Source organism: Luteimicrobium sp. NPDC057192 (assembly GCF_042670205.1).
GTDB lineage: Bacteria > Actinomycetota > Actinomycetes > Actinomycetales > Cellulomonadaceae > Luteimicrobium.
The window spans coordinates 40,290-59,576 of sequence record NZ_JBHUWD010000007.1 but is presented as its reverse complement, the minus strand read 5'-3'; the positions used below and the strand labels follow the sequence as shown (position 1 = coordinate 59,576).

Sequence of the window (19,287 nt, the reverse complement as noted above, 5' to 3'; positions counted from 1 at the left end):
AAGTGTGGGGGCGATGCCCGACACGACCGCCTCGTCCCCCCGCACCTGGGTCCCGCCGCGGTGGCTCCGCTGGACGGTGGGGGTCGTCCTCGCCGTCCTCGCCAGCGTCGCGTGGGGCGTGACCACCGCGAGCGCCGACCTGAGCCTCGGGCCCCACGAGGCCCGCTACGAGGTGACGACGAACGGGCTCGTGATCGTCGACCTCGGCCCGCTCGGCACGGTCCAGCTCGACTCGCCGGCACCGCTCGGGCTCGGCGCACGGGTCGTCGTGAAGGAGATCCCGGCCGAGCTGACGTCCGTGACGCCCGCGCAGAACCTCGACGCGCTCGGCACCGACGTCCAGTCCTACCTGCAGTTCTTCGCGACCCCCGACATCACCGTCCACCGCGCCGTCCGCGCGCTCGCGGTCGACGCCCTGTGGCGCACGCTCGCCGCGCTCGCCGTGATCGCGCTCGTCGTGACGGCGCTCGTGATGGTGGTCGGCCGGACGCGGCGGCGCGAGCTGTCCGCCATGGCCGGGCGGCACACGTGGGAGATCGCGGCGGGCCTCGTGGTGGTCGTCGCGACGACGCTCACGCTGAGCTCGTCCGAGCCCGGCGCGTCGTCGACGACCGCCGAGTCCGGAAGCCCGCTGTTCGCGGGCACGCCGCTCGCGGGCGCCCGCATCACCGGGCGCCTCGCCGGGGTCGTCAACACCTACGGCGAGCAGCTCGTCTCCGCGTACCAGAGCTCGGAGGACTTCTACGCCGCCGCGAACCGGAACCTCGAGGCCGCGTGGGACGCGCGCGACGCCGCACAGTCCGCCGAGGACGCCCTCGCCCAGGCGGGCGCCGGCGCGACCTCGACGACGCCGGCCACGCCGCCCACCGCGGCCGCCGGGGAGACCGGCACCCCCACCCCGAGCCCCACGGCCGAGCCGGACCTGCTCACCGTCCTCGTGATCTCCGACCTGCACTGCAACACCGGCATGTCGCCGCTCATCCACACCGCCGTCGAGCGGTCGGGCGCGCAGGTCGTCCTCAACGCCGGGGACACCACGATCAACGGGACCGCGGTCGAGCAGGTGTGCGTCGACAGCTTCGCGAGCGCGATCCCCAAGAAGATCCCGACCGTGATGGCGAACGGCAACCACGACAGCCCGCTGGTCGCGAAGTTCGCGCGCGACGCCGGCTGGACGGTGCTCGACGGGTCGGTCGTCGACGTCAAGGGGCTGCGGATCCTCGGCGACCACGACGTCCTGCAGACCCGCATCGGCGTGGCGTCCCACCAGTCCGGCGACGTCAGCCCCGACGAGCAGGCCGAGGCGCTCGCGGGCGCCGCGTGCGACGCCGAGAAGGACGGCGTGCCCGGCGTCGACCTGCTGCTCATCCACGACCCGAGCATCGGGACGGTGCCGCTGCAGACGGGCTGCGTGCCCGCGCAGGTCTCGGGGCACCTGCACCGGCGCATCGACCCCACGCAGGTCGGGCTCGGGATCCGCTACGTGAACTCGTCGACGGCGGGCGCGACGCTCGGCCAGCCGACGGTCGGGCCCCTGCACGGCACCTCGGAGATGACGGTCCTCCGCTTCGACCGGCAGACGCACCGGTTCGTCGACCGGCAGCTCGTGTCGGTCACGAAGAAGGGCGTGGCGACCGTCTCGGAGCGCACGCCGTGGCCCGAGCCGACGTCCACCGAGGTCCCCGCGAACCCGTTGCCGCCGGGCGACTGACCGCCCGGCGCGCGTGCGCACGTCGGCGGGCATATGTTCCGCTCATGGCCGACAAGAGCTGGCTCTGTGCCACGTGCCTGCGCGCCGGGACGAAGTCCCCGGCCGTGACCATCGTCGACGGCACCGCGGTGTGCGCCGACCACCTGCCCGAGGCAACGAAGCCTGGCCGGCACGGCGTCGCTGTGGACCCGCGCCCGGACCTCGGCGAGCTCGACCAGGGCATCCAGCACCACATGAAGTGACGACGACGGCGCACCCGCGCCCGGTCAGCCGGTGACCTCGCGGCGGTGGCCCTCGGCGAGCTCGCGCAGCCGGTCGAGGTCGAGCGCGCTGCTCTCGGCGACGGCCACCCGGACGGGCGTGCGTGCGACGAGGGTCGACGTGCGCCGCCCGCCCTCGAGGACCGCGCGCTCCCCGACCACCGCGCCCGGGCCGAGCTCCGCGACGACGGTGCCGTCGACGTCGACGGTGACGACGCCGTCGAGCAGGACGAACAGCGCCGTGCCGGGGTCGCCCTGCCGGACGAGCACCTCGCCGGCGGCGAGCCGCTGGATCGCCGGGCAGACGCCGCCCCGCATGACGCGCGTCGACATCTCGCGCTCGAGCGCGGTCTCGGCGGCGACGACGAGCGTCGGCGAGTCGTGGGCGCCCCACGGCGTCCGCGCCCCGAACGAGTGCGCCTCCCAGTCGTCCTGGTCGGTCATGCCGCTCTTGAGCGCGAGCTGCCCGTCGGTTCCGTAGACCCAGTGGCGCGGGAAGGCGCTCGCGCCCGCCAGCTCGACGGCCGTGGTCCCGTCGGCACGGAACGTCACCGCGAGCGTCGTCCACACCGTCGGCGCCGCCCACTGCACGTACGGCGGCTCGGGCACGGGCCGCGGGATGGGCACGCCCGTGCGACCCCCGACCGTCTGGACCACGCGCACGGCGTCGCCGCCCAGCTCCGGGTCGGGGCGCAGGGTCGGCAGCGACGTGGCGCGGAACGTCACGCCGAGGGGGCCGAGGCGCACCGTCGTCGAGCCCATGACGAGGCCCGAGACGGGCAGGTAGCCCGCGCTCGTCGCGCGGCCCGCGCCGTCGAACTCGGCCCACGCGGCCAGGACGTTCGCGAACCGGAAGCCGTCCGCGTCGCGCAGCGCGTGCACGTCGGAGACGTCGGCGAGCACGTCGGGCGGCGGGTCGTCGTAGTGGGACAGCCGCAGGTCGAACCCGCGGCGGAGCAGCCCGGCGACCGACGCGCTGGGGATCCACGAGAGCGATGCGGCGACCGCCTCGACGCGCATCTCTCCATTGAACCGCGACGGCACGGCGGCGGCGACGGGGCGACGGGCGTCGGGCCGGGTGAACCGCCGCGCGCCGGGCCCTGAACTTCAGCCGTATCAGCGGCGCCCGCCGCGCCTACCCTTCCCGTATGGGCACCGGCCCGGTACCCGGACGCAGCGGCGCGTCCGGCACCTCCTCGCTCCCCGGCGACCTCGCGTCCCTCGACCGGGCCGTCGCCGCGCTCGAGCAGCAGCGCGCCGTCCTGGGCGACGCGGTCGTCGACGCCGCCCTGGCGCCGCTCCGCGCGCACCGGCTCCGGCTCGGGGCCTCCGCGTCCGGGGAGCAGCGCAAGGTCGTCACGGTGCTGTTCGCGGACCTCGTCGACTTCACGGCGACGTCCGCGGCTCTCGACCCGGAGGACGTGCGCGGGCTCGTCCACCGGTACTTCGCCCGCTGGCGCGCGTGCGTCGAGGCCGAGGGCGGGACCGTCGAGAAGTTCATCGGCGACGCCGTCATGGCCGTGTTCGGGCTCGGGCGGTCCGCCGAGGACGACGCCGAGCGCGCCGTCCGCGCCGCGCTCGCGATGCGCACCGAGCTGGCCTCGCTCGACGGCGCCGGCTCCCCGACCCGCACCGGCTCCCCCGACGACGCCGCTCCCGCGCCCGTCCTGCGGATGCGCGTCGGCCTGGACACCGGCGAGGTCGTCGTCGGGACGCTGGGCGAGCGCGGGCTCGACGACCTCGTCGTCGTCGGCGACACCGTCAACCGCGCGGCCCGTCTGCAGACCGCCGCCCCTCCCGACGGCGTGCTCGTCTCCGCGGCGACGCGGCGCCACGTGCGCGGGGTGTTCGTGCTCGAGCCGCGCCCCGGCCTCGTGCTCAAGGGTTTCGCCGACCCGGTCGACGCGTTCCTCGTCCTGACCGCGCGGCCGCGCGCGTTCCGGCTCGACGCGGCGCGCGGCATCGAGGGGGTCGTCACACCCACCGTGGGCCGCGACGCCGAGCTGAGCGCGCTCCACCGGCACGTCGAGGAGGTGGGCGCGGGCGCCGGCTGGCGGCTCGTCGCCGTCGTCGGCGACGCCGGGGTCGGCAAGACGCGCCTCCTGCGCGAGCTCGACACGTGGCTCGGCGAGCGGACCGACGACGTGTGGTGGTTCCGCGGCCGGGCGTGGGCGTCGTCGCGGCACCGCGCCGGCGCCCTGCTGCGGGACGTGCTCGCGACCCGGCTCGGCATCCGCGAGTCGGACCCGTCGGACGCCGCGCGCGACGCCGTCCGCGCGGGCCTCGCCGCGGTTCCGCCCGCCGACGGCGACGCCCCGTTCACCGACGGCGACGCCGACCGGCTCGCCGCCTGGCTCGGCCTCGGACCGACGCTCCCCGTCGAGCCGCACGCCCTGCGCCACGACGCCGAGCGCACGCTCACGCGCTACCTGCGCGCGCTCGCGCAGCACGCGCCCGTCGTCGTGCTGCTCGAGGACCTCCACTGGGCGGACACCGCCTCGCTGGACTGGCTCGTCCGCGCGGGCGAGGCGCTCGGGACCTCCCGGGTGCTGATCGTCGCGACCGCGCGCCCCGTCTTCCTGGACGAGCACCCCGGCTGGGCGGACCCGGCTCGCGGTCCGCACGCGCCGATCGTCCTGCCGCTGCGTCCCCTGGACGGCGCCGCGACCGACACGCTCGTGCACGCGCTCCTCGCGCCCGTCGCGGCGCCGCTCCCGGCCGCGGTCGTGGAGCTCGTCGGCGGGACGAGCGAGGGCAACCCCTACTACGCCGAAGAGCTCGTCGCCTGGCTCGTCGAGCAGGGCGTCGTGGACGGCGGCGCTTCCCCGTGGCGGGTGCGGACCGAGCGCCTCGCCGCCGTCGCCGGAAGGGTCCCGACGACGCTGCGCGCCCTGCTCCAGGCCCGGCTCGACACCCTGGTCCCCGCCGAGCGCACCACGCTCGAGCGGGCGGCCGTCGTCGGACGGGTGTTCTGGGACTCCGCGGTCGAGGCGCTCGGCGCCCCCGGCGGGAGTCCCGACGACGACGGGGGCAGCGGGCCGGCCGGTCCCGGTCCGCTCGACGCCCTGCTCGACCGGGGGCTCGTCGTCGAGCAGGAGCCGTCCACGTTCGCCGGGACCCGCGAGCTCGCGTTCCACCACGCGCTCCTGCGCGACGTCGCCTACGCGACCCTGCTGCGCGAGCACCGCCGGACCTACCACCGTCGCGCCGCGGACTGGCTCGTCCGCACCGCGGAGGCGTCGGGGCGCACCGACCAGCACGCTGCGCTCGTGGCCCGCCACCTCGACCGCGCGGGCGACGTCGCTGCCTCCGCCTGGTACGTCCGGGCGGGCCGGCAGGCGGCGCGCGTGTACGCGCTCGACGAGGCGCTGACCCTGCTCGACCGGGCGGTCGCGCTCGCGGACGGACCGGCCGCCGGACTCCACGCCCTGCTCGCGCGGGAGTCGGTGCTCGACCGGCGTGGCGACCGCGCGGCCCAGGACGTGGACCTCGAGGCGCTCGCGCGCCTCGTCGCCGCGGAGGACGCGCGGGAGCTGGCCGGCGACCACGGCGTCGTGGACCGCCGCGCGCGGCTCGACGCCCTCCTCGCGCGGGTCCGCCGCGACCACGAGGCCAGCCGGTACGGGGCTGCGCTGAGCGGCGCACGGGTCGTCGAGGAGCGCGCCCGGACGGCCGGGCTCCCCGACGTGCGCGCGGAGGCGGCGCTGTGGGCAGGGCGCGCCCTGACGTGGAGCGTCGGCGGCGCCGAGGCGTCGTCCGAGCTCGACCGCGCCTACGACCTCGCGCTCGCCGCCGGCCTGCCCGCCGTCGCGGGCGAGGCGCTCCGCCACCTCGGCATCCTCGCGGAGGACGGCGGCCGGTACGCGGAGGCCTACGACCTGGCCGCTCGCGCGCGCCGGCTGTTCGAGGAAGCGGGCGACGCCGACGGCGAGGCGGCCGCGCTCTTCCAGCTCGGCGCGGTCGCATCCGCCCTCGGCCGCGCCGACGAGGCGCGCACCGCGCTCGACGGCGCGCTGCGCACGTTCGACCGGTCGGGCCACCGGTACCGCGCGGCCGTGGCGCGCAACGCGCTCGCGGAGCTGGTGATCGAGCTGGGCGCGCTCGACGTCGCGGACGCGCTCCTCGACGACGCGCTCGCGACGATGCAGGACGTCGAGGACCGCGAGGGCGTGGCCGTCACCCTCCTGGTCCGCACGCGCGTGGACGTCGACCTCGGCCGGCTCGCGGACGCCGCCGCGCACGCCACCGAGGCGCTCGGGATCGCGACCGACGTCAGGTCCGACCTGCAGCGCTGCGACGCGCACTACCGGCTCTCGGTCGTGGCACGCCTCGGCGGGGACGCCCCGTCGGCGGTCCGGCACGCTCAGGACGCCGTCGACGCCGGGGCGCGCGCACCGGGGACCAACGAGGAGGCGACGGCCTGGCTCTGGCTGGGCCACGCGCGGCTCGCTGCGGGGGACGCACCCGGAGCGGTCGAGGCGTTCGGGGGTGCGGCAGCGCGCCTCGCGGCGCTCGACGGCGCCGGTCGGGTGCACGAGTCGGAGGCGGGGCTCGCTCGTGCGCTGGTCGCCGCCGGGCGAGAGGACGACGGCGCGGCGGCCGCCGAGCCTCTCGTGGTGTCGCTGCTCGCCGGGCTCCCCCGGGAGGGTGGGGTGCTCGACGGCGCGGAGAGCCCGGCGACCGCGCTGGCGTGCGTCGTCGGGGTGCTGGAGGCCGTGGGCGATCCGCGCCTCGAGACGCTCCGGGACGCGGTGGCCGCGTGGGTCGTCGCCCGAGCGGAGCAGATCGGGGATCCCGAGCTGCGGGCGCGGTTCCTCGCGGCCCCGCCGCAGGCCGGGCTGGTGGGCAGGGGCGGCCCTGCCGACGGGTGAACCGTGCCAGGATCGGTCCGTGCCGACCCCGCCCGCGCTCCGCCCCGCGACCACCGACGACCTGCCCGACGTCGCGCGCATCTACGCCCACTACGTCGAGCACTCGCTCGCGACGTTCGACACCGAGGCGCCGACGGTCGCGGCCTGGCACGACAAGCTCGCCGGGATCGAGGCCGCGGGCTGGCCGTTCCTCGTCGCGACGGGCACGCTGCCGGGCGCCCCCGACGACGCAGCGCCCGTCGTCCTCGGCTTCGCCTACACCTCGCCCTACCGGCCCAAGGCCGCGTACCGGTACACGGTCGAGGAGACGATCTACCTCGACCCGGACGCGACCGGCCGGGGTCTGGGTGGCGTGCTGCTCACGGCCGTCCTCGACGCCGCGCGGGCAGCGGGGGCACGCGAGGCGGTCGCCGTGATCGCCGACGCCCCCGACCCGGACGACCCGGCCGGGACCGTCCGGCGCACGGCGTCCGGTGTCCTCCACGAGCGGCACGGCTTCCGGGTCGCGGGCCGCCTCGAGGACGTCGGCCGCAAGCACGGGCGCTGGGTGTCGGTCACCCTCTACCAGGCGGCCCTGGCGGGTCGCGACGCCGCACGTCGCCCCTGACGGAGCGTCAGCCGGCGGTCGTGGGCACGACGTCGACCGCCCGACGCAGCGCCGCGAGCACGCCCGACGCGTCGAGCGTCCCGACCGGCGCGCCGTCGTCCGCGGTCACCCCCACCACGCCCGACGACGACTGCGCGACGGCCTCGAGAGCGTGCGCCAACGACGCCCCCAGCTCGATCGTCGACACTCCTGTCCCGGGCGCGCCCGGCGTGACGTCGGCACGCTCCACGTGCGTGATGCCCAGCAGCCGGACGGGCGCGCCGTCGCCCACCAGCGCGCGCACCGCGTCCGACGCCGGCCGCGCCAGGATCTCCACCGGGTCGGCGAGCTGCTCGATGTGCCCACCCCGCGAGAACACCGCCACCCGGTCGCCCAGCCGGACCGCCTCGTCGATGTCGTGCGTCACGAACATGACCGTCGTCCCCAGGTCCCGCTGGATCCGCCAGAACTCGGCCTGCAAGCGGCGCCGACCCGCCGGGTCCACCGCGCCGAACGGCTCGTCCATGAGCAGGACCGGCGGGTCGGTCGCGAGGGCCCGGGCCACCCCCACCCGCTGCTGCTCGCCCCCCGACAGCTCGTGCGGGTACCGCTTCGCGTACCGCTCCGGCGACAGCCCCACCAGCTCGAGGAGCTCGTCCACGCGGTCCTTGGTGCGCTTGCGGTCCCATCGCTGCAGGCCCGGGACCGTCGCGACGTTCTGGGCGACCGTCCGGTGCGGGAACAGCCCCACGTTCTGGATCGCGTAGCCCATCGACCGGCGCAACCGCACGGGATCGGCCGCCAGCACGTCCTCCCCGCCCACGAGGATCCGCCCGCCGCTGGGCTCGACCAGGCGGTTCGTCATGCGCAGCGTCGTCGACTTGCCGCAGCCCGACGGGCCCACGAGCGCGAGGATCTCGTGCTCCATGACCTCCAGGGAGAGGTCCTCCACCGCGACGGTGCCGTCGGGGTACTCCTTGCGGACGTGCTCGAAGACGATCGCGGCGTCGGCCATGGAAAGAACCTACCCGGCCGCCATGACGCTCGGTGCGCTGACGATCAGATTCCGGTTGTCGACCATGCGGTCACCCACCCGGTCGTTGCCGACCATGACGTTGCACCCCTTCGCGGCGCCGAGCTGGTGGGCAACCCCCTGGTCGCCGCGAGCCTGGGTGGCCGATCGCCTGCTCGACGGGCGCGCGGCGCGCAAAAACCGAGCTCGCGGGGGCGAGAGGTCAGGACCTGCAGCGTTGGCGCGCGCTCGATGCCGAACGTGACCCGTCACGACGCGGGTGCGAGCAGTGTCGGTGACGAACCGGCCGAGGGGGTGGGCGTGGGGAGGTGGTGAAGGGCGTCAAGGAGTATGCACGGCCCCCAGGGCCGAAGCACGACAGCCCGAACCAGCTCGCCGCACCCGCCCGCGCACCCGACCCCGCGGGCGTCACCCTCGGCGAGCACAACGTCGCACTCGGCGTCGCCGGCGTCGCCGTCGACGGGTAGGTTCGGGCAGGTGCCTGGAAACCCGTGGTTCTCGTGGGACTACGTCACCGCGAACTGGGACGCGATCCGTGAGGCTCTGATCATCCATGCGTCACTGACGATCGAGGCGGTGGCGATCGCGATCGTCGTGTCGCTGCCGCTCGCCGCGCTCGCGACGCGCGTGCGGTGGCTGGCGGCGCCGGTCGTCGGGTTCGCGTCGACGTTGTACACGATCCCGTCGCTCGCGCTGTTCGCGATCCTCGCGCCGTTCATGGGGATCGGCCGTGCCCCGGTGCTGCTGGGGCTGGTGCTGTACGCGCTGGTCGTGCTCGTGCGCACCGCCGTCGCCGCGCTCCAGGGCGTCGACCCCGCGGTGCTCGACGCGGCCCGCGGACTCGGGTACGGCCGGGCCCGACGCTTCTGGACGGTCGAGCTCCCGAGCGCGCTGCCCGGGATCCTCACGGGCGTCCGTCTCGCGACGGTCTCGACGGTCGCGCTCGTGACCGTGGGCGTCGTCGTCGGGTACGGGGGCCTGGGGAACCTGCTGTTCCGCGGGTTCCAGAGCTTCTACCGGGCGGAGATCATGACGGCGACGGTGCTGTGCCTCCTGCTCGCGCTCGTCCTGGACGTGCTGCTGTGGCTCCTCGGACGTGCCCTGACGCCGTGGCTGCGGGGGCGTGCCGCATGAACGTGATCCAGGAAGCCATCACCTGGCTCAACGACCCGCTGAACTGGACCGGGCCGGGCGGCATCTTCGCGCTGACCCGCGAGCACCTGCTCATGACCCTGGCCGCGGTGCTGCTCGCGTCGGTCGTCGCGATCCCGCTCGGCGTGTGGCTCGGGCACAGCCGGCTCGGGCGGGGCGCGGCCACCGTCATCGTCGTCGCGAACACGACGCGGGCCCTGCCGACGCTCGCGATCATCATCATCCTGGCCACCGCGGGACTCTTCGGGGACACCGCGACCGTCATCGCGGCCGCCGTCTTCGCGCTGCCCGTGCTGCTGTCGACGACGTTCACCGGCGTCCGCGGCGTCGACCCGGCCGTCACCGACGCCGCGCGCGGGATGGGGATGGGCGCGGGGCGGGTGATCGGTCGCGTCGAGCTCCCGCTCGCCGTGCCGTACCTCGCGGCGGGGCTCCGGACGACGATCGTCCAGGTCGTCGCGACCATCCCCCTCGCGGCGCTCGCCGGCGGCGGCGGGCTCGGCCAGATCATCTCGCTGGGCTTCGGCACGCAGCGGTACGGACAGGTGCTCGCGGGTGGCGTCATCGTGGCCGTGCTGTGCCTGCTGGTCGACGGCGTCCTCGCTCTCGTGCAGCGGGCCGTGACGCCGTCGTCGGTGCGGGCCGAGTCCCGCGCGGCGGCCCGCGCGGTCTGAGCGGGCCGCGCCCCACGACGGCGCGGGGCCTCGCCGGCAGCACCCGACGGCGCATCCCGGTTGCCTGTGTGGGTGGCGGGCGGTCGAATGGGGCAATGCGTACCCGAACACTCGCCGCAGGACTCTCGGCCGTCGCGCTCGCGTCGGTCCTCGCCGCGTGCGGCCAGGCCGGATCGTCGGGCACCCACCCGACGTCCTCCGCCAACGGCTCGAACGCCTCCGTCGCGACGTGCGAACCCGTCGCCGGCGACCAGCTCGTCGTCCTCGAGGACGACAAGAAGCTCCAGAACGCCGACAACGTCATCCCCGCGATCAACGCCAAGGCCGTCGCGGGCGACGACGCGATCATCCCGCTGCTCGACACGGTCTCGGCAGCGCTCGACACCCCGGGCCTCATCGCCCTCAACAAGGCCGTGGACGTCGACCGTCAGACCTCGGCCCAGGCCGCGAAAGACTTCGTCGACCAGCACGACCTCGCCGCGAAGGACACCTCGGCGGGCAAGGGCACCAAGATCACCATCGGCGCCGCGAACTTCTCGGAGTCCGCGACCCTCGCCAACATCTACGCGGACGTCCTGAAGTCGGCCGGCTACGCGCCGACCGTCCGCGACGTCGGTTCCCGCGAGACGTATCTCAAGGCGCTCGAGAACGGCCAGCTCACCATCGTCCCCGAGTACACGAGCACGCTCACCACGTTCATCAACGCCGCGAAGAACGGCGCGGACGCGAAGAGCCCCGCGAGCGGCGACCTCGACAAGACGGTCGCGGCCCTCACGGACCTCGGCAAGCAGGTCGGGCTGGTGTTCGGCAAGCCGGCCGCCGCGCAGGACCAGAACGCCTACGCGGTCACGACGGCGTTCGCCGACAAGAACGGTGTGAAGACGCTCTCGGAGCTCGCCTCCAAGTGCGGCGGCCTCGTCCTGGGCGGCCCGCCGGAGTGCACCACGCGCGACTACTGCCAGCCGGGCCTCGAGAAGGTCTACGGCCTGCAGTTCGCGAGCTTCAAGCAGCTCGACACGGGCGGCCCGCTGACCAAGGCGGCCCTCCAGAAGGGGCAGATCTCGATCGGCCTGGTGTTCAGCTCGGACGGCCAGCTCGCAGCCACGAGCTGACCGCCCGGCACGTGCGGCGAGGCCCGTCACCCCGCTCGGGGTGACGGGCCTCGGCGTTCTCGGGCGAGGGCGCAGCGCGGACGACGGCGCAGCGGACTCAGATCGAGTCGCGCTCGGGGTTGAGGGTGAGCAGCATGTGGCCGCGCACCGCGCCCTCGGGACGCAGGGTCGGATCGGTGCTGCGCCCGGCGAACCGTTCGAGCAGGGCGAGGACGTCGTGCGAGAGCTGCTCCATCTCTGCGGCCGTGGCCCAGACCCCGGCGGTCGAGACCGTGACCGCTCGCACCCACTCGGGGGGCAGCGGCCTCGGGTCGGTGAGGAACTCGGTCAGGCGCGCCGCCTCGTGCTGGACGTATCCGGCGGAGATGACGCCGGACTGGCGGACCGCGGTCGCGTCGTCCGGGTCGGGCTCGATGCTGCGCTTGCGGTGCGCCGGCCGCCACGGCTTCTCCCGGCCGCGCGGCTCGGCCCGCTCGACGTAGCCGGCCTTCTCGAGCGACCTGAGGTGGAACGAGCAGTTGGCGACGGTCTGGCCGGTCCGGGTCGCGATCTCGCTCGCGGTGGCCTCGCCGATCTCGTCGAGGATCGCGAGGATCTCGATCCGCAGCGGGTGTGCGAGCGCCCGCAGCATCGCGGGGTCGCTCGTGGTGAGCGACTCCTGCGACGGGGTGCTGGTGCGCTTCGTCTCGGTCATGCGTGCCTCCTCAGCGACCCCACCACACGGACGCGACGTCGCGGTACCAGTCGGCGTCGCGCTCGGCGCGCTGGCGGGCGAGGGCGGCGTCGTGGCGGCGGGTCTCCTCTGCCCTGCCGGCGGCGCGGTAGGTGGTGGTGGTTCGCGGTCCGTGCTGTCGTCCGAACATGATGGCCTCCCTGAGCGTCTGCCGGGTCCCTCGCGGCCCGACATTCGCAACACTACTTGCGCAAGACTCGTTGCGCAAGAGGTATTGCGCAACGAGTCTTGCGAGAGGCCTCTCGGGTTCAGAGGCCGTACGTCTCCAGGAGCCGTAGCCACACCTCGCTCACCGTCGGGTAGGCCGGGACGGCGTGCCACAGACGCTCGAGCGGCACCTCCCCCACGACCGCGACCGTCGCCGCGTGCAGCATCTCCCCGGCGTCCGGCCCGACGAACGTCACGCCGACGAGCACCCGCCGGGCCTCGTCGACGACGGCGCTCACGCGGCCCGCGAACGACTTCCCGGTCACGTGCGCGCCCGCGACCCAGCCGAGGTCGTACTCGACGACACGCACGTCGAGGCCCGCCTCCTGCGCCTTGCGCTCGCTCAGCCCGACCCACGCGACCTGCGGCCGGGTGAACACGACCTGCGTCTGCGCGGCGTGGTCCGCCGTCGCGGCGAACCGGCTCCACGGCTCCGCGGCCCGCGCGGCGGCACGGTTCTCCTCGGTCGCGGGAACCGGGACGGCGTCGCCCGACCGCCCGCCGTCGCCCGGAGCCGAGCCGAACGTCGCCGCGATCACGTCGCCCGCGACGCGCGCCTGGTACTTGCCCTGGTGCGTCGTCGCGACCCGGCCCGTCACGTCGCCGGCCGCGAAGAGCCAGCCGCCCTCGACGCCGCTCACGCGCATCGCCTCGTCGACCGGGAGTCCGCGCGCGACGTCCGTCAGCCCGACCGTGTCCAGCCCGACGTCCTGGGTGCGCGGGACGCGCCCGGTCGCGACGAGCAGCTCGGCGGCCGTCACCTCGTGCTCGCCCGCGTCGTCGCGGTAGGTGATCGTCACAGGCCCGCCGACGCCGTCACGCACGACCCGCACGGGCGACGCCCCGAGCCGCACGTCGACACCGAGCTCACCGAGCGACGCCCCGACGGCCTCGCCCGCGAACGGCTCGGCGCCGCCCAGCAGGCCGTGCCGGGCGAGCAGGGTGACGTGCGCGCCCAGGTCGGAGTACGCCGTCGCCATCTCGCACGCCACGACGCCGCCGCCCACCACGACGACGGACGCCGGCACCTCCTCGGCGGCCGTCGCCTCGCGGCTGCCCCACGGCGCCGCCTCCGCCAGGCCGGGGACCTCGGGGAGCACGGGCACGCTGCCCGTGGCCACGGCGACGGCGTACCGCGCCTCGACGAGCGTCCGGTTGCCGTCGGGGTCCGTCACCTCGACCCGGCGGGGGCCCACGATCCGGCCGTGCCCACGCAGCAGGGCGATCCCGGCGCCGTCGAGCCACTCGACCTGGCCGGCGTCGTCCCAGTCGGACGTGACCTCGTCGCGCCACGCCAGCACCGGCCCGGGGTCGACGGTCGGCGCGACGGTGAGGCCGGGCACGTCACGCGCCGCGGCGAGCGCCGCGCCAGGCCGCAGGAGCGTCTTGGACGGCATGCACGCCCAGTAGGAGCACTCGCCGCCGACCAGCTCGGCCTCGACGATCACGGTCGACAAGCCGGTCCGGCCGGCGCGGTCGGCGACGTTCTCGCCGACCGGCCCGGCGCCGATCACGACGACGTCGTACTGGAGGGGACCGGCGCTGCCGGCGGGACGGGGGCTCACGGCCTGCGCGGCCGGTGCGATGTTCTCGGACATGGCCCCATCGTCGCCCGACCCGGGGGTCTCGGCGCGCCCGGGTGAGTCCCTGGCCCGTGCCCTGGCCGGGCGGCGGTCAGCTCAGCGCGACGCTGCCCGTGCTCGTCGGCACCAGCTCGACCCACGTCTCGCCGGGCGCGAGGAGGACGTCCTTGCCGCCGGCGGTGACCCGCAGGACGGCACCCGTCGACTTCTTGGACCACGTCCCGGTCACGGCCTTGCCGCCGGACAGCACGGTCGCGGACCCGGTGCCCTGGAGGACGGTGTCCGGGACGGGGTTGCCGGCCGGGTCCTTGTACTTCGTGTTGACGATCTTGACGCGCAGCACGACGACGTTCGCCCCGGACAGCCGGACGCCCTCGGCGGACTTCGACGGCACGCCGCGCTCGTCGCGCAGGTAGACCTTCTTGCCGGCGTCGTACGTCCACCCCGGCACGTACGCGGCGGACATGTGGATGGTCGCCTTCTTCGCCGCCTTGCCGGACGTGACCGCGGTCGACTGCGCCAGCGACCGGGCGAACCTGAACTGCTCGGGCGGCGGCGCCGTCGTCTTGGACTTGTCCGCCTGGGAGAAGAAGTCCTTCGTGTCGGCGAACACGTTGTGCGGCGCGGGGCGGTTCGCGTCCCGGTGGAAGCCCGGGCTGCCGCCGTCCATCGAGATGACCTGCGACACCCTCGACGCGGCGTTCACGAACGGCTTCTGCCCGCCGGAGAACGCGAACAGGCCGTGCAGCGGCGCGACCACCGCGGCATCCATGGGCCGGACGGACCGGATGGGCTCGATCCGCGACGGCGTCTTCGACTGGAAGACCGCGAGGAAGCGCGTGATCCCGCCCTCGACGACCTCCTCCCACACCGTGTCGGCCCGCTCGAGCCCGTACTGCGGGCGCGCGTCGGTCGAGTTCTCGATCTTCACGGCGAGCGCCGGCCGGTCGGCGACCGTGTCGGTCTCGACGCCGGTGAGCGGCCAGACAGTCGGGCCGTCGGGCTGGGGCGGTGCCGACTTGTCGGCCGTCGGGACGCCACCGCCGACGGTCTTGGTCGGGCTCGGGGAGTCGTCCCCCGAGCAGCCGGCCGCGAGGCCGACCGCGGTGACGGTCAGCGCGACCATCAGCGCGCGGGCCCCTCGGCGCAGCCTGCGGCGCGTGGTCGTCGGCGTCGCCCCAACGTGCATGTCCACTCCATCGCTCGACCGTGTCTTCGCGCACACCCTACGTGCGCACGGCCGACGGTCGCCGGACGCCTACGCTGGGCGGGTGCCGCGCGTCGTCGTCCCCCGTTCCGCCGCCGACCTCTACGCGGCGCTGGCCGACGCCCTCGCCGACCGGTCGCCGGCGCCCGAGGAGCCGGCCACCCCGGACGACGGCCCGCCCGCGGTCGCCCTCCAGCCCCTCGTGCGCGACGAGACGGACCTGCCGGCGGACGCGGCGCTCGTCGTGCGGACCTCCGGCTCGACCGGGACGCCGCGCGAGGTCGTGCTGACCCGGTCCGCGCTCCTCGCGTCGATCGGTGCGACGGCCGCGCGGCTCGGCGGCCACGGCCGCTGGCTCCTCGCGCTCCCGTGGCACCACGTCGCGGGCGCGCAGGTCATCGCGCGCTCCGTCGTCGCAGGGACGCAGCCCGCCCACCTGCCCGACACGCCCTTCACCCCCGCCCTGCTCGCCGCCCACGCCACGACGTTCCTCGACGAGCCCGCCACGAGCCGCGCCTACCTCTCGCTCGTCCCGACCCAGCTCCACCGCGTCGTCGACGCCGCCGACGCCGGCGACCCCGAGGGACTCGCGGCGGCCCGCGCGCTCGCCCGGTTCGACGCCGTGCTCGTCGGGGGCGCCGCGACCTCCCCCGACCTGCTCGACGCCGCCCGGTCGCTGGGTGTGCCGGTCGTCACCACGTACGGCATGTCGGAGACGTGCGGCGGCTGCGTGTACGACGGCGTCCCCCTCGACGGCGTCCGGGTGCGCCTCGGGGACGAGGGCCGGGTCGAGCTCGGCGGGCCGGTCGTCGCGGCCGGGTACCTGGGCGAGCGGGGGTCTGCCACGTTCCGCACCGACGCCGACGGCACCCGGTGGTTCGTGACCTCCGACCTCGGTGCGCTCACGCCCGAGCTCCCCGCACCCGACGACGGCGCCCCACCCGTCGCCCGGCCCGCCGTCCGCCTGCGGGTGCTCGGACGCGCGGACGACGTCGTCGTCACGGGGGGCGAGAAGGTCGCACCGCTCGCCGTCGAGCACGCGCTCGCCCCGCTCGGCGAGACGTGCGTCGTCGGGGTGCCGGACCCGGAGTGGGGGCAGGCCGTCGTCGCGGTCGTCGTCCGGGCGGCCTCCGGTCCGGCCAGGACAGGGGCGCTCCGCCCCGCGGACGTCGACCTGCGCGACCGCGTGCGCACCCTCGCCCGCGACGCGCTCGGCCCCCACGCCGCGCCCCGGCACGTCCTCGTCACGGGCTCGCTCCCCCTGCGCGGCCCCGGGAAGGTCGACCGCCGCGGGCTCGCGGAGTCCGCGGGCGCCGTCGTGCGCGGCGAGCAGCACTGACGCCCGACTAGCCTGATCCCCATGGCCACACCCTCCGAGTGGATCGCGGGAGCCCGCCCCCGCACGCTGCCGGCAGCCGCGACCCCCGTGCTCGTCGGATCCGGCGCCGCGGCGCAGACCGACGGCTTCTGGTTCTGGGGCGCGCTGCTCGCGCTCGGCGTGGCGCTCGCGCTCCAGGTCGGCGTCAACTACGCGAACGACTACTCGGACGGCGTCCGCGGCACCGACGTGGACCGCGTCGGACCGACGCGCCTCACGGCGACCGGCCTCGCGCAGCCCCGGAAGGTCCGCGCCGCGGCGTTCGCGTCGTTCGGCGTCGCGGGGGTGCTGGGGCTCGTGCTCGTCGCGCTCACGGGGACCTGGTGGCTCATCGCCGTCGGCGTGCTGTGCGTGCTGGCCGCCTGGTACTACACGGGCGGTAAGAACCCGTACGGGTACCGCGGTCTCGGTGACGTCGGCGTGTTCGTCTTCTTCGGGCTCGTCGCGGTCCTCGGCACGACGTACACGCAGCTCGCCTACACGGACAGCCCGCGCGTGACCTGGCCGTCGGCGCTCGGCGCGGTGGGCGTCGGGCTGCTCGCGTGCGCGATCCTCATGGCCAACAACATCCGCGACATCCCCACGGACGTGCCCGCGGGCAAGCGCACCCTCGCGGTGCGGCTCGGCGACTTCCGCGCGCGGCGCGTGTACGTCGGCGAGCTGTGGATCGCACTCGTGCTCGGCGTCGTCTGCGCGTTCTGGGCGCCGTGGTCGCTCATCGTGCTGCTCCTGCTGCTGCCCGCGATCCTGCTGTCGATCCCCGTCCTCGTGGGCGCGCGCGGTCGGGCGCTCGTTCCCGTGCTCGCGGCGACGGGCTTCTTCGAGCTCGGCTACGGCGTGCTGCTGGGGCTCGGTCTGTCGCTCTGAGCGGCGCTCCACCGCGTCTCTCCCCGCACGTCCCGCACGACGGCGCCGCTCACCACCCCCGACAGTCCCCGCCTCCCCCGGGTGAACGGGACGGCGACGACGGCGACCACGGCGAGCACGGCCGCGGCCACGCGCGCGACCTCGGCGACGTCCGACAGCCCCCAGGACGCCGGGACCGAGGCGAGCGCACCGCACAGGCCCCACAGGCCGCCCGGCACGGTGGCGCGCAGCAGGCGGCGCGGGCGGCCTCCCAGGCCGGGGTCCAGCCAGACCGCGCGCTGCCCCCACGACGCACCGCTGCCGACGAGGGCCGGCCACACGAAGACCACGACGAGGGGGACGGCGTTCCCGAGCACCCAGTCCACGCCGTCCTCGCCGGTCGGCGTCGGGCGCCCCGCGGCCACGAGCACGAGCCGGTACGCCACGTCGAGCACGAACCCGAGCCCGACGAACGCGGCGGCGTCCAGCAGCATCCCGAGCCACCGCCGCCAGACCGTCACGGGCCGCGGCTCGCCGCGGTGTGCGGCGAGGTCGTGGGCTTGCGGCATCCAGCGCAGCACGACGGGCGCCACGAGCGCGCCGAGGAGGCCGCCGAGCGTGTTGGTCAGGAGGTCGTCGACGTCGCCGACGCGGTACGAGCACGGGATCAGCCCGAAGATGCCGGTGTACTGGGTCGTCTCGATTAGCAGGGACGCCGCGAACGCGCTCGCGACCGCGGGCAGCAGCCGCCAGCCGAGGAACCGGCGCACGATCACGCCCCACGGGACGAACAGCACCACGTTGAGCACGACCTGCAGGACGGCAGGGCTCCGGATCGCGGCGCTGAGCGGTTCCCCGGCGGTCGCGTCGCGGATGTCGTCGACGAACTGGAGCGGGCGGAGCTGCGCGGAGCCGTACCCGTGCGCGGCGCACCATGCGGCGAGGTCGCCCGTCGGCAGCGGGAGGAGGGTGTACGCGACGAGCGCGACCCCGTAGACCGCCACGGCGGCCGCGCCCACGAGCCGGCGGCCGTTCAGCGCCCCGTAGCGGCGCACCTGGAACAGGAGGATCGGGACGAGCAGCAGCCCGAAGAGGAGGACGCCGCCCACCACGCCCACGTACGCGGGCCACGTCCAGGTGCTCACCCGGCGAGGCTAGGTCCGGTCGTCGGGGGTGCGCGCGTCGAGGGCGCGCGGGTCGGGGTTGCCGGCATCGGGGGTGGACGCGGGTTCGTCGGCGGAGGCGGCGTCGATCGCGCGGTCCTCCTCGTCGGCGTCGTCCTCGATGCCGGAGGTCCGAGGCCCCTTCGCCGCCCGACGACGTTCGACACGCTCCGCGAGCCAGCGCGCGGCGGCGTCGCGGGGCCCGCGGAAGGCGGCGTACGAGACCATGAGGCCGATCAGGACGGCGACGACGAACCAGATCGGCCCGGTCAGGCCGAGCAGCCACAGCACGACCCACGCCGCCGCGATGAGGGCGAGCCGAAGAAGGGTGTAGACGAGCAGGGGCATGTGCTCAGGGTACGGGCCTAGGCTGGGACCCATGTTCCGCGGTCTCCTGGTCCTCGCCGCCATCGGCCTGCTCGTCTACGCGCTCACCGACTGCGTGACCTCGCAGGACAAGCGGCCGGCCGGCGCGCCGAAGGCCCTGTGGATCCTGGCGATCATCCTGCTGCCGGTCCTCGGTCCGGTCCTGTGGCTCGTCCTCTCGCGCAGCCCGGGCGCGGGGACGTCGACGCCGCCCGCGCGCGGCTCGCGCCCGTCCGGCCCGGTCGCACCCGACGACGACCCCGACTTCCTGCGCCGGCTCGACCTCGAGCGTCGCCGCCGCGAGCAGCGGGACCGCCGCTCGGCCCCGCACGACGACAACCAGGACCCGTCCGCCTGATCAGCAGCCCGCCCCACCGGGCGGTCCACGCGGTCGGCGGCGATCGC

At 75.5% G+C, this 19,287-nt stretch carries 19 protein-coding genes; 11 read left to right on the top strand and 8 right to left on the bottom strand.

All coding sequences use genetic code 11. The annotated features are described in order from the left end of the window. Positions 1-13: 13 nt before the first annotated feature. Together ACFT5B_RS05635 and ACFT5B_RS05630 are read left to right on the top strand one after the other, a co-directional pair. Entirely contained in the window at positions 14-1,711 is a 1,698-nt protein-coding gene (locus ACFT5B_RS05635) for a metallophosphoesterase (protein WP_386796999.1), read from the top strand. Between the two features lie 44 nt (positions 1,712-1,755). Further along, the gene (locus ACFT5B_RS05630) at positions 1,756-1,953 is read left to right on the top strand and encodes a hypothetical protein (RefSeq protein WP_386796998.1); all 198 of its coding nucleotides are present in this window, start codon (positions 1,756-1,758) and stop codon (positions 1,951-1,953) included. Between the two features lie 24 nt (positions 1,954-1,977). Here the strand turns inward: ACFT5B_RS05630 and ACFT5B_RS05625 are convergent, their stop codons facing one another. Further along, positions 1,978-2,991: a cyclic nucleotide-binding domain-containing protein gene (locus ACFT5B_RS05625; protein ID WP_386796997.1), complete on the bottom strand. Its 1,014-nt coding sequence runs from the start codon at positions 2,989-2,991 to the stop codon at positions 1,978-1,980. Positions 2,992-3,119: 128 nt separating this feature from the next. Between ACFT5B_RS05625 and ACFT5B_RS05620 the strand changes: the two genes are divergently transcribed. Next, positions 3,120-6,842 carry an ATP-binding protein gene (locus tag ACFT5B_RS05620; RefSeq protein WP_386796996.1) on the top strand — a complete coding sequence of 1,241 codons (3,723 nt, stop codon included), beginning with the start codon at positions 3,120-3,122 and terminating at the stop codon, positions 6,840-6,842. A gap of 19 nt (positions 6,843-6,861) precedes the next feature. After that, the gene (locus ACFT5B_RS05615) at positions 6,862-7,449 is read left to right on the top strand and encodes a GNAT family N-acetyltransferase (protein WP_386796995.1); all 588 of its coding nucleotides are present in this window, start codon (positions 6,862-6,864) and stop codon (positions 7,447-7,449) included. Between the two features lie 7 nt (positions 7,450-7,456). Here the strand turns inward: ACFT5B_RS05615 and ACFT5B_RS05610 are convergent, their stop codons facing one another. Further along, positions 7,457-8,443, bottom strand: coding sequence for an ABC transporter ATP-binding protein (locus ACFT5B_RS05610; RefSeq protein ID WP_386796994.1), 987 nt, complete (start codon positions 8,441-8,443; stop codon positions 7,457-7,459). A 329-nt stretch (positions 8,444-8,772) separates the two neighbouring features. On the opposite strand from ACFT5B_RS05610, the gene ACFT5B_RS05605 reads away from it, so the two are divergent. From ACFT5B_RS05605 to ACFT5B_RS05590, 4 genes are all read left to right on the top strand, one after another. Further along, positions 8,773-8,928, top strand: a complete 156-nt coding sequence (locus ACFT5B_RS05605) for a hypothetical protein (RefSeq protein ID WP_386796993.1) — start codon at positions 8,773-8,775, stop codon at positions 8,926-8,928. A gap of 10 nt (positions 8,929-8,938) precedes the next feature. Beyond that, on the top strand, positions 8,939-9,595 hold the full coding sequence (locus tag ACFT5B_RS05600) for an ABC transporter permease (protein ID WP_386796992.1): 657 nt from the start codon (positions 8,939-8,941) through the stop codon (positions 9,593-9,595). Next, entirely contained in the window at positions 9,592-10,287 is a 696-nt protein-coding gene (locus ACFT5B_RS05595; RefSeq protein ID WP_386796991.1) for an ABC transporter permease, read from the top strand. The genes ACFT5B_RS05600 and ACFT5B_RS05595 overlap by 4 nt, the downstream gene beginning before the upstream one ends. Before the next feature lie 95 nt (positions 10,288-10,382). Continuing rightward, positions 10,383-11,399: a glycine betaine ABC transporter substrate-binding protein gene (locus ACFT5B_RS05590; protein WP_386796990.1), complete on the top strand. Its 1,017-nt coding sequence runs from the start codon at positions 10,383-10,385 to the stop codon at positions 11,397-11,399. 97 nt (positions 11,400-11,496) lie between these two features. On the opposite strand, the gene ACFT5B_RS05585 is transcribed toward ACFT5B_RS05590, so the two are convergent. The 4 genes from ACFT5B_RS05585 to ACFT5B_RS05570 all read right to left on the bottom strand — a co-directional run bounded on the left by ACFT5B_RS05585 (position 11,497) and on the right by ACFT5B_RS05570 (position 15,048). Further along, on the bottom strand, positions 11,497-12,093 hold the full coding sequence (locus tag ACFT5B_RS05585) for a winged helix-turn-helix domain-containing protein (protein ID WP_386796989.1): 597 nt from the start codon (positions 12,091-12,093) through the stop codon (positions 11,497-11,499). 10 nt (positions 12,094-12,103) lie between these two features. Next, positions 12,104-12,262, bottom strand: a complete 159-nt coding sequence (locus tag ACFT5B_RS05580; protein WP_386796988.1) for a hypothetical protein — start codon at positions 12,260-12,262, stop codon at positions 12,104-12,106. A gap of 118 nt (positions 12,263-12,380) precedes the next feature. Continuing rightward, on the bottom strand, positions 12,381-13,937 hold the full coding sequence (locus ACFT5B_RS05575; RefSeq protein ID WP_386796987.1) for a dihydrolipoyl dehydrogenase family protein: 1,557 nt from the start codon (positions 13,935-13,937) through the stop codon (positions 12,381-12,383). Positions 13,938-14,013: 76 nt separating this feature from the next. Beyond that, positions 14,014-15,048, bottom strand: coding sequence for a DUF3048 domain-containing protein (locus tag ACFT5B_RS05570; RefSeq protein ID WP_386796986.1), 1,035 nt, complete (start codon positions 15,046-15,048; stop codon positions 14,014-14,016). A 145-nt stretch (positions 15,049-15,193) separates the two neighbouring features. Between ACFT5B_RS05570 and ACFT5B_RS05565 the strand changes: the two genes are divergently transcribed. Further along, a complete protein-coding gene (locus tag ACFT5B_RS05565; protein WP_386796985.1) occupies positions 15,194-16,468 on the top strand; it encodes an AMP-binding protein in 1,275 nt (424 codons plus the stop codon). A gap of 21 nt (positions 16,469-16,489) precedes the next feature. Further along, positions 16,490-17,374, top strand: coding sequence for a 1,4-dihydroxy-2-naphthoate polyprenyltransferase (locus ACFT5B_RS05560; RefSeq protein WP_386796984.1), 885 nt, complete (start codon positions 16,490-16,492; stop codon positions 17,372-17,374). Here the strand turns inward: ACFT5B_RS05560 and ACFT5B_RS05555 are convergent. Both ACFT5B_RS05555 and ACFT5B_RS05550 read right to left on the bottom strand, forming a co-directional pair. Next, positions 17,338-18,498, bottom strand: a complete 1,161-nt coding sequence (locus tag ACFT5B_RS05555) for a VanZ family protein (RefSeq protein ID WP_386796983.1) — start codon at positions 18,496-18,498, stop codon at positions 17,338-17,340. The genes ACFT5B_RS05560 and ACFT5B_RS05555 overlap by 37 nt on opposite strands. A gap of 9 nt (positions 18,499-18,507) precedes the next feature. Then, positions 18,508-18,864: a DUF4229 domain-containing protein gene (locus ACFT5B_RS05550; protein ID WP_386796982.1), complete on the bottom strand. Its 357-nt coding sequence runs from the start codon at positions 18,862-18,864 to the stop codon at positions 18,508-18,510. A gap of 31 nt (positions 18,865-18,895) precedes the next feature. On the opposite strand from ACFT5B_RS05550, the gene ACFT5B_RS05545 reads away from it, so the two are divergent. Then, positions 18,896-19,240 carry a PLD nuclease N-terminal domain-containing protein gene (locus ACFT5B_RS05545; RefSeq protein WP_386796981.1) on the top strand — a complete coding sequence of 115 codons (345 nt, stop codon included), beginning with the start codon at positions 18,896-18,898 and terminating at the stop codon, positions 19,238-19,240. Positions 19,241-19,287: the final 47 nt, after the last annotated feature.

Excerpts from the sequence above, each read along its gene's own strand:
- ACFT5B_RS05635 (WP_386796999.1), top strand. The coding sequence starts at position 14 with ATGCCCGACACGACCGCCTCGTCCCCCCGCACCTGGGTCCCGCCGCGG.
- ACFT5B_RS05630 (WP_386796998.1), top strand. The coding sequence starts at position 1,756 with ATGGCCGACAAGAGCTGGCTCTGTGCCACGTGCCTGCGCGCCGGGACG.
- ACFT5B_RS05625 (WP_386796997.1), bottom strand. The coding sequence starts at position 2,991 with ATGCGCGTCGAGGCGGTCGCCGCATCGCTCTCGTGGATCCCCAGCGCG.
- ACFT5B_RS05620 (WP_386796996.1), top strand. The coding sequence starts at position 3,120 with ATGGGCACCGGCCCGGTACCCGGACGCAGCGGCGCGTCCGGCACCTCC.
- ACFT5B_RS05610 (WP_386796994.1), bottom strand. The coding sequence starts at position 8,443 with ATGGCCGACGCCGCGATCGTCTTCGAGCACGTCCGCAAGGAGTACCCC.
- ACFT5B_RS05595 (WP_386796991.1), top strand. The coding sequence starts at position 9,592 with ATGAACGTGATCCAGGAAGCCATCACCTGGCTCAACGACCCGCTGAAC.
- ACFT5B_RS05590 (WP_386796990.1), top strand. The coding sequence starts at position 10,383 with ATGCGTACCCGAACACTCGCCGCAGGACTCTCGGCCGTCGCGCTCGCG.
- ACFT5B_RS05585 (WP_386796989.1), bottom strand. The coding sequence starts at position 12,093 with ATGACCGAGACGAAGCGCACCAGCACCCCGTCGCAGGAGTCGCTCACC.
- ACFT5B_RS05580 (WP_386796988.1), bottom strand. The coding sequence starts at position 12,262 with ATGTTCGGACGACAGCACGGACCGCGAACCACCACCACCTACCGCGCC.
- ACFT5B_RS05575 (WP_386796987.1), bottom strand. The coding sequence starts at position 13,937 with ATGTCCGAGAACATCGCACCGGCCGCGCAGGCCGTGAGCCCCCGTCCC.
- ACFT5B_RS05570 (WP_386796986.1), bottom strand. The coding sequence starts at position 15,048 with ATGGTCGCGCTGACCGTCACCGCGGTCGGCCTCGCGGCCGGCTGCTCG.
- ACFT5B_RS05560 (WP_386796984.1), top strand. The coding sequence starts at position 16,490 with ATGGCCACACCCTCCGAGTGGATCGCGGGAGCCCGCCCCCGCACGCTG.
- ACFT5B_RS05550 (WP_386796982.1), bottom strand. The coding sequence starts at position 18,864 with ATGCCCCTGCTCGTCTACACCCTTCTTCGGCTCGCCCTCATCGCGGCG.
- ACFT5B_RS05545 (WP_386796981.1), top strand. The coding sequence starts at position 18,896 with ATGTTCCGCGGTCTCCTGGTCCTCGCCGCCATCGGCCTGCTCGTCTAC.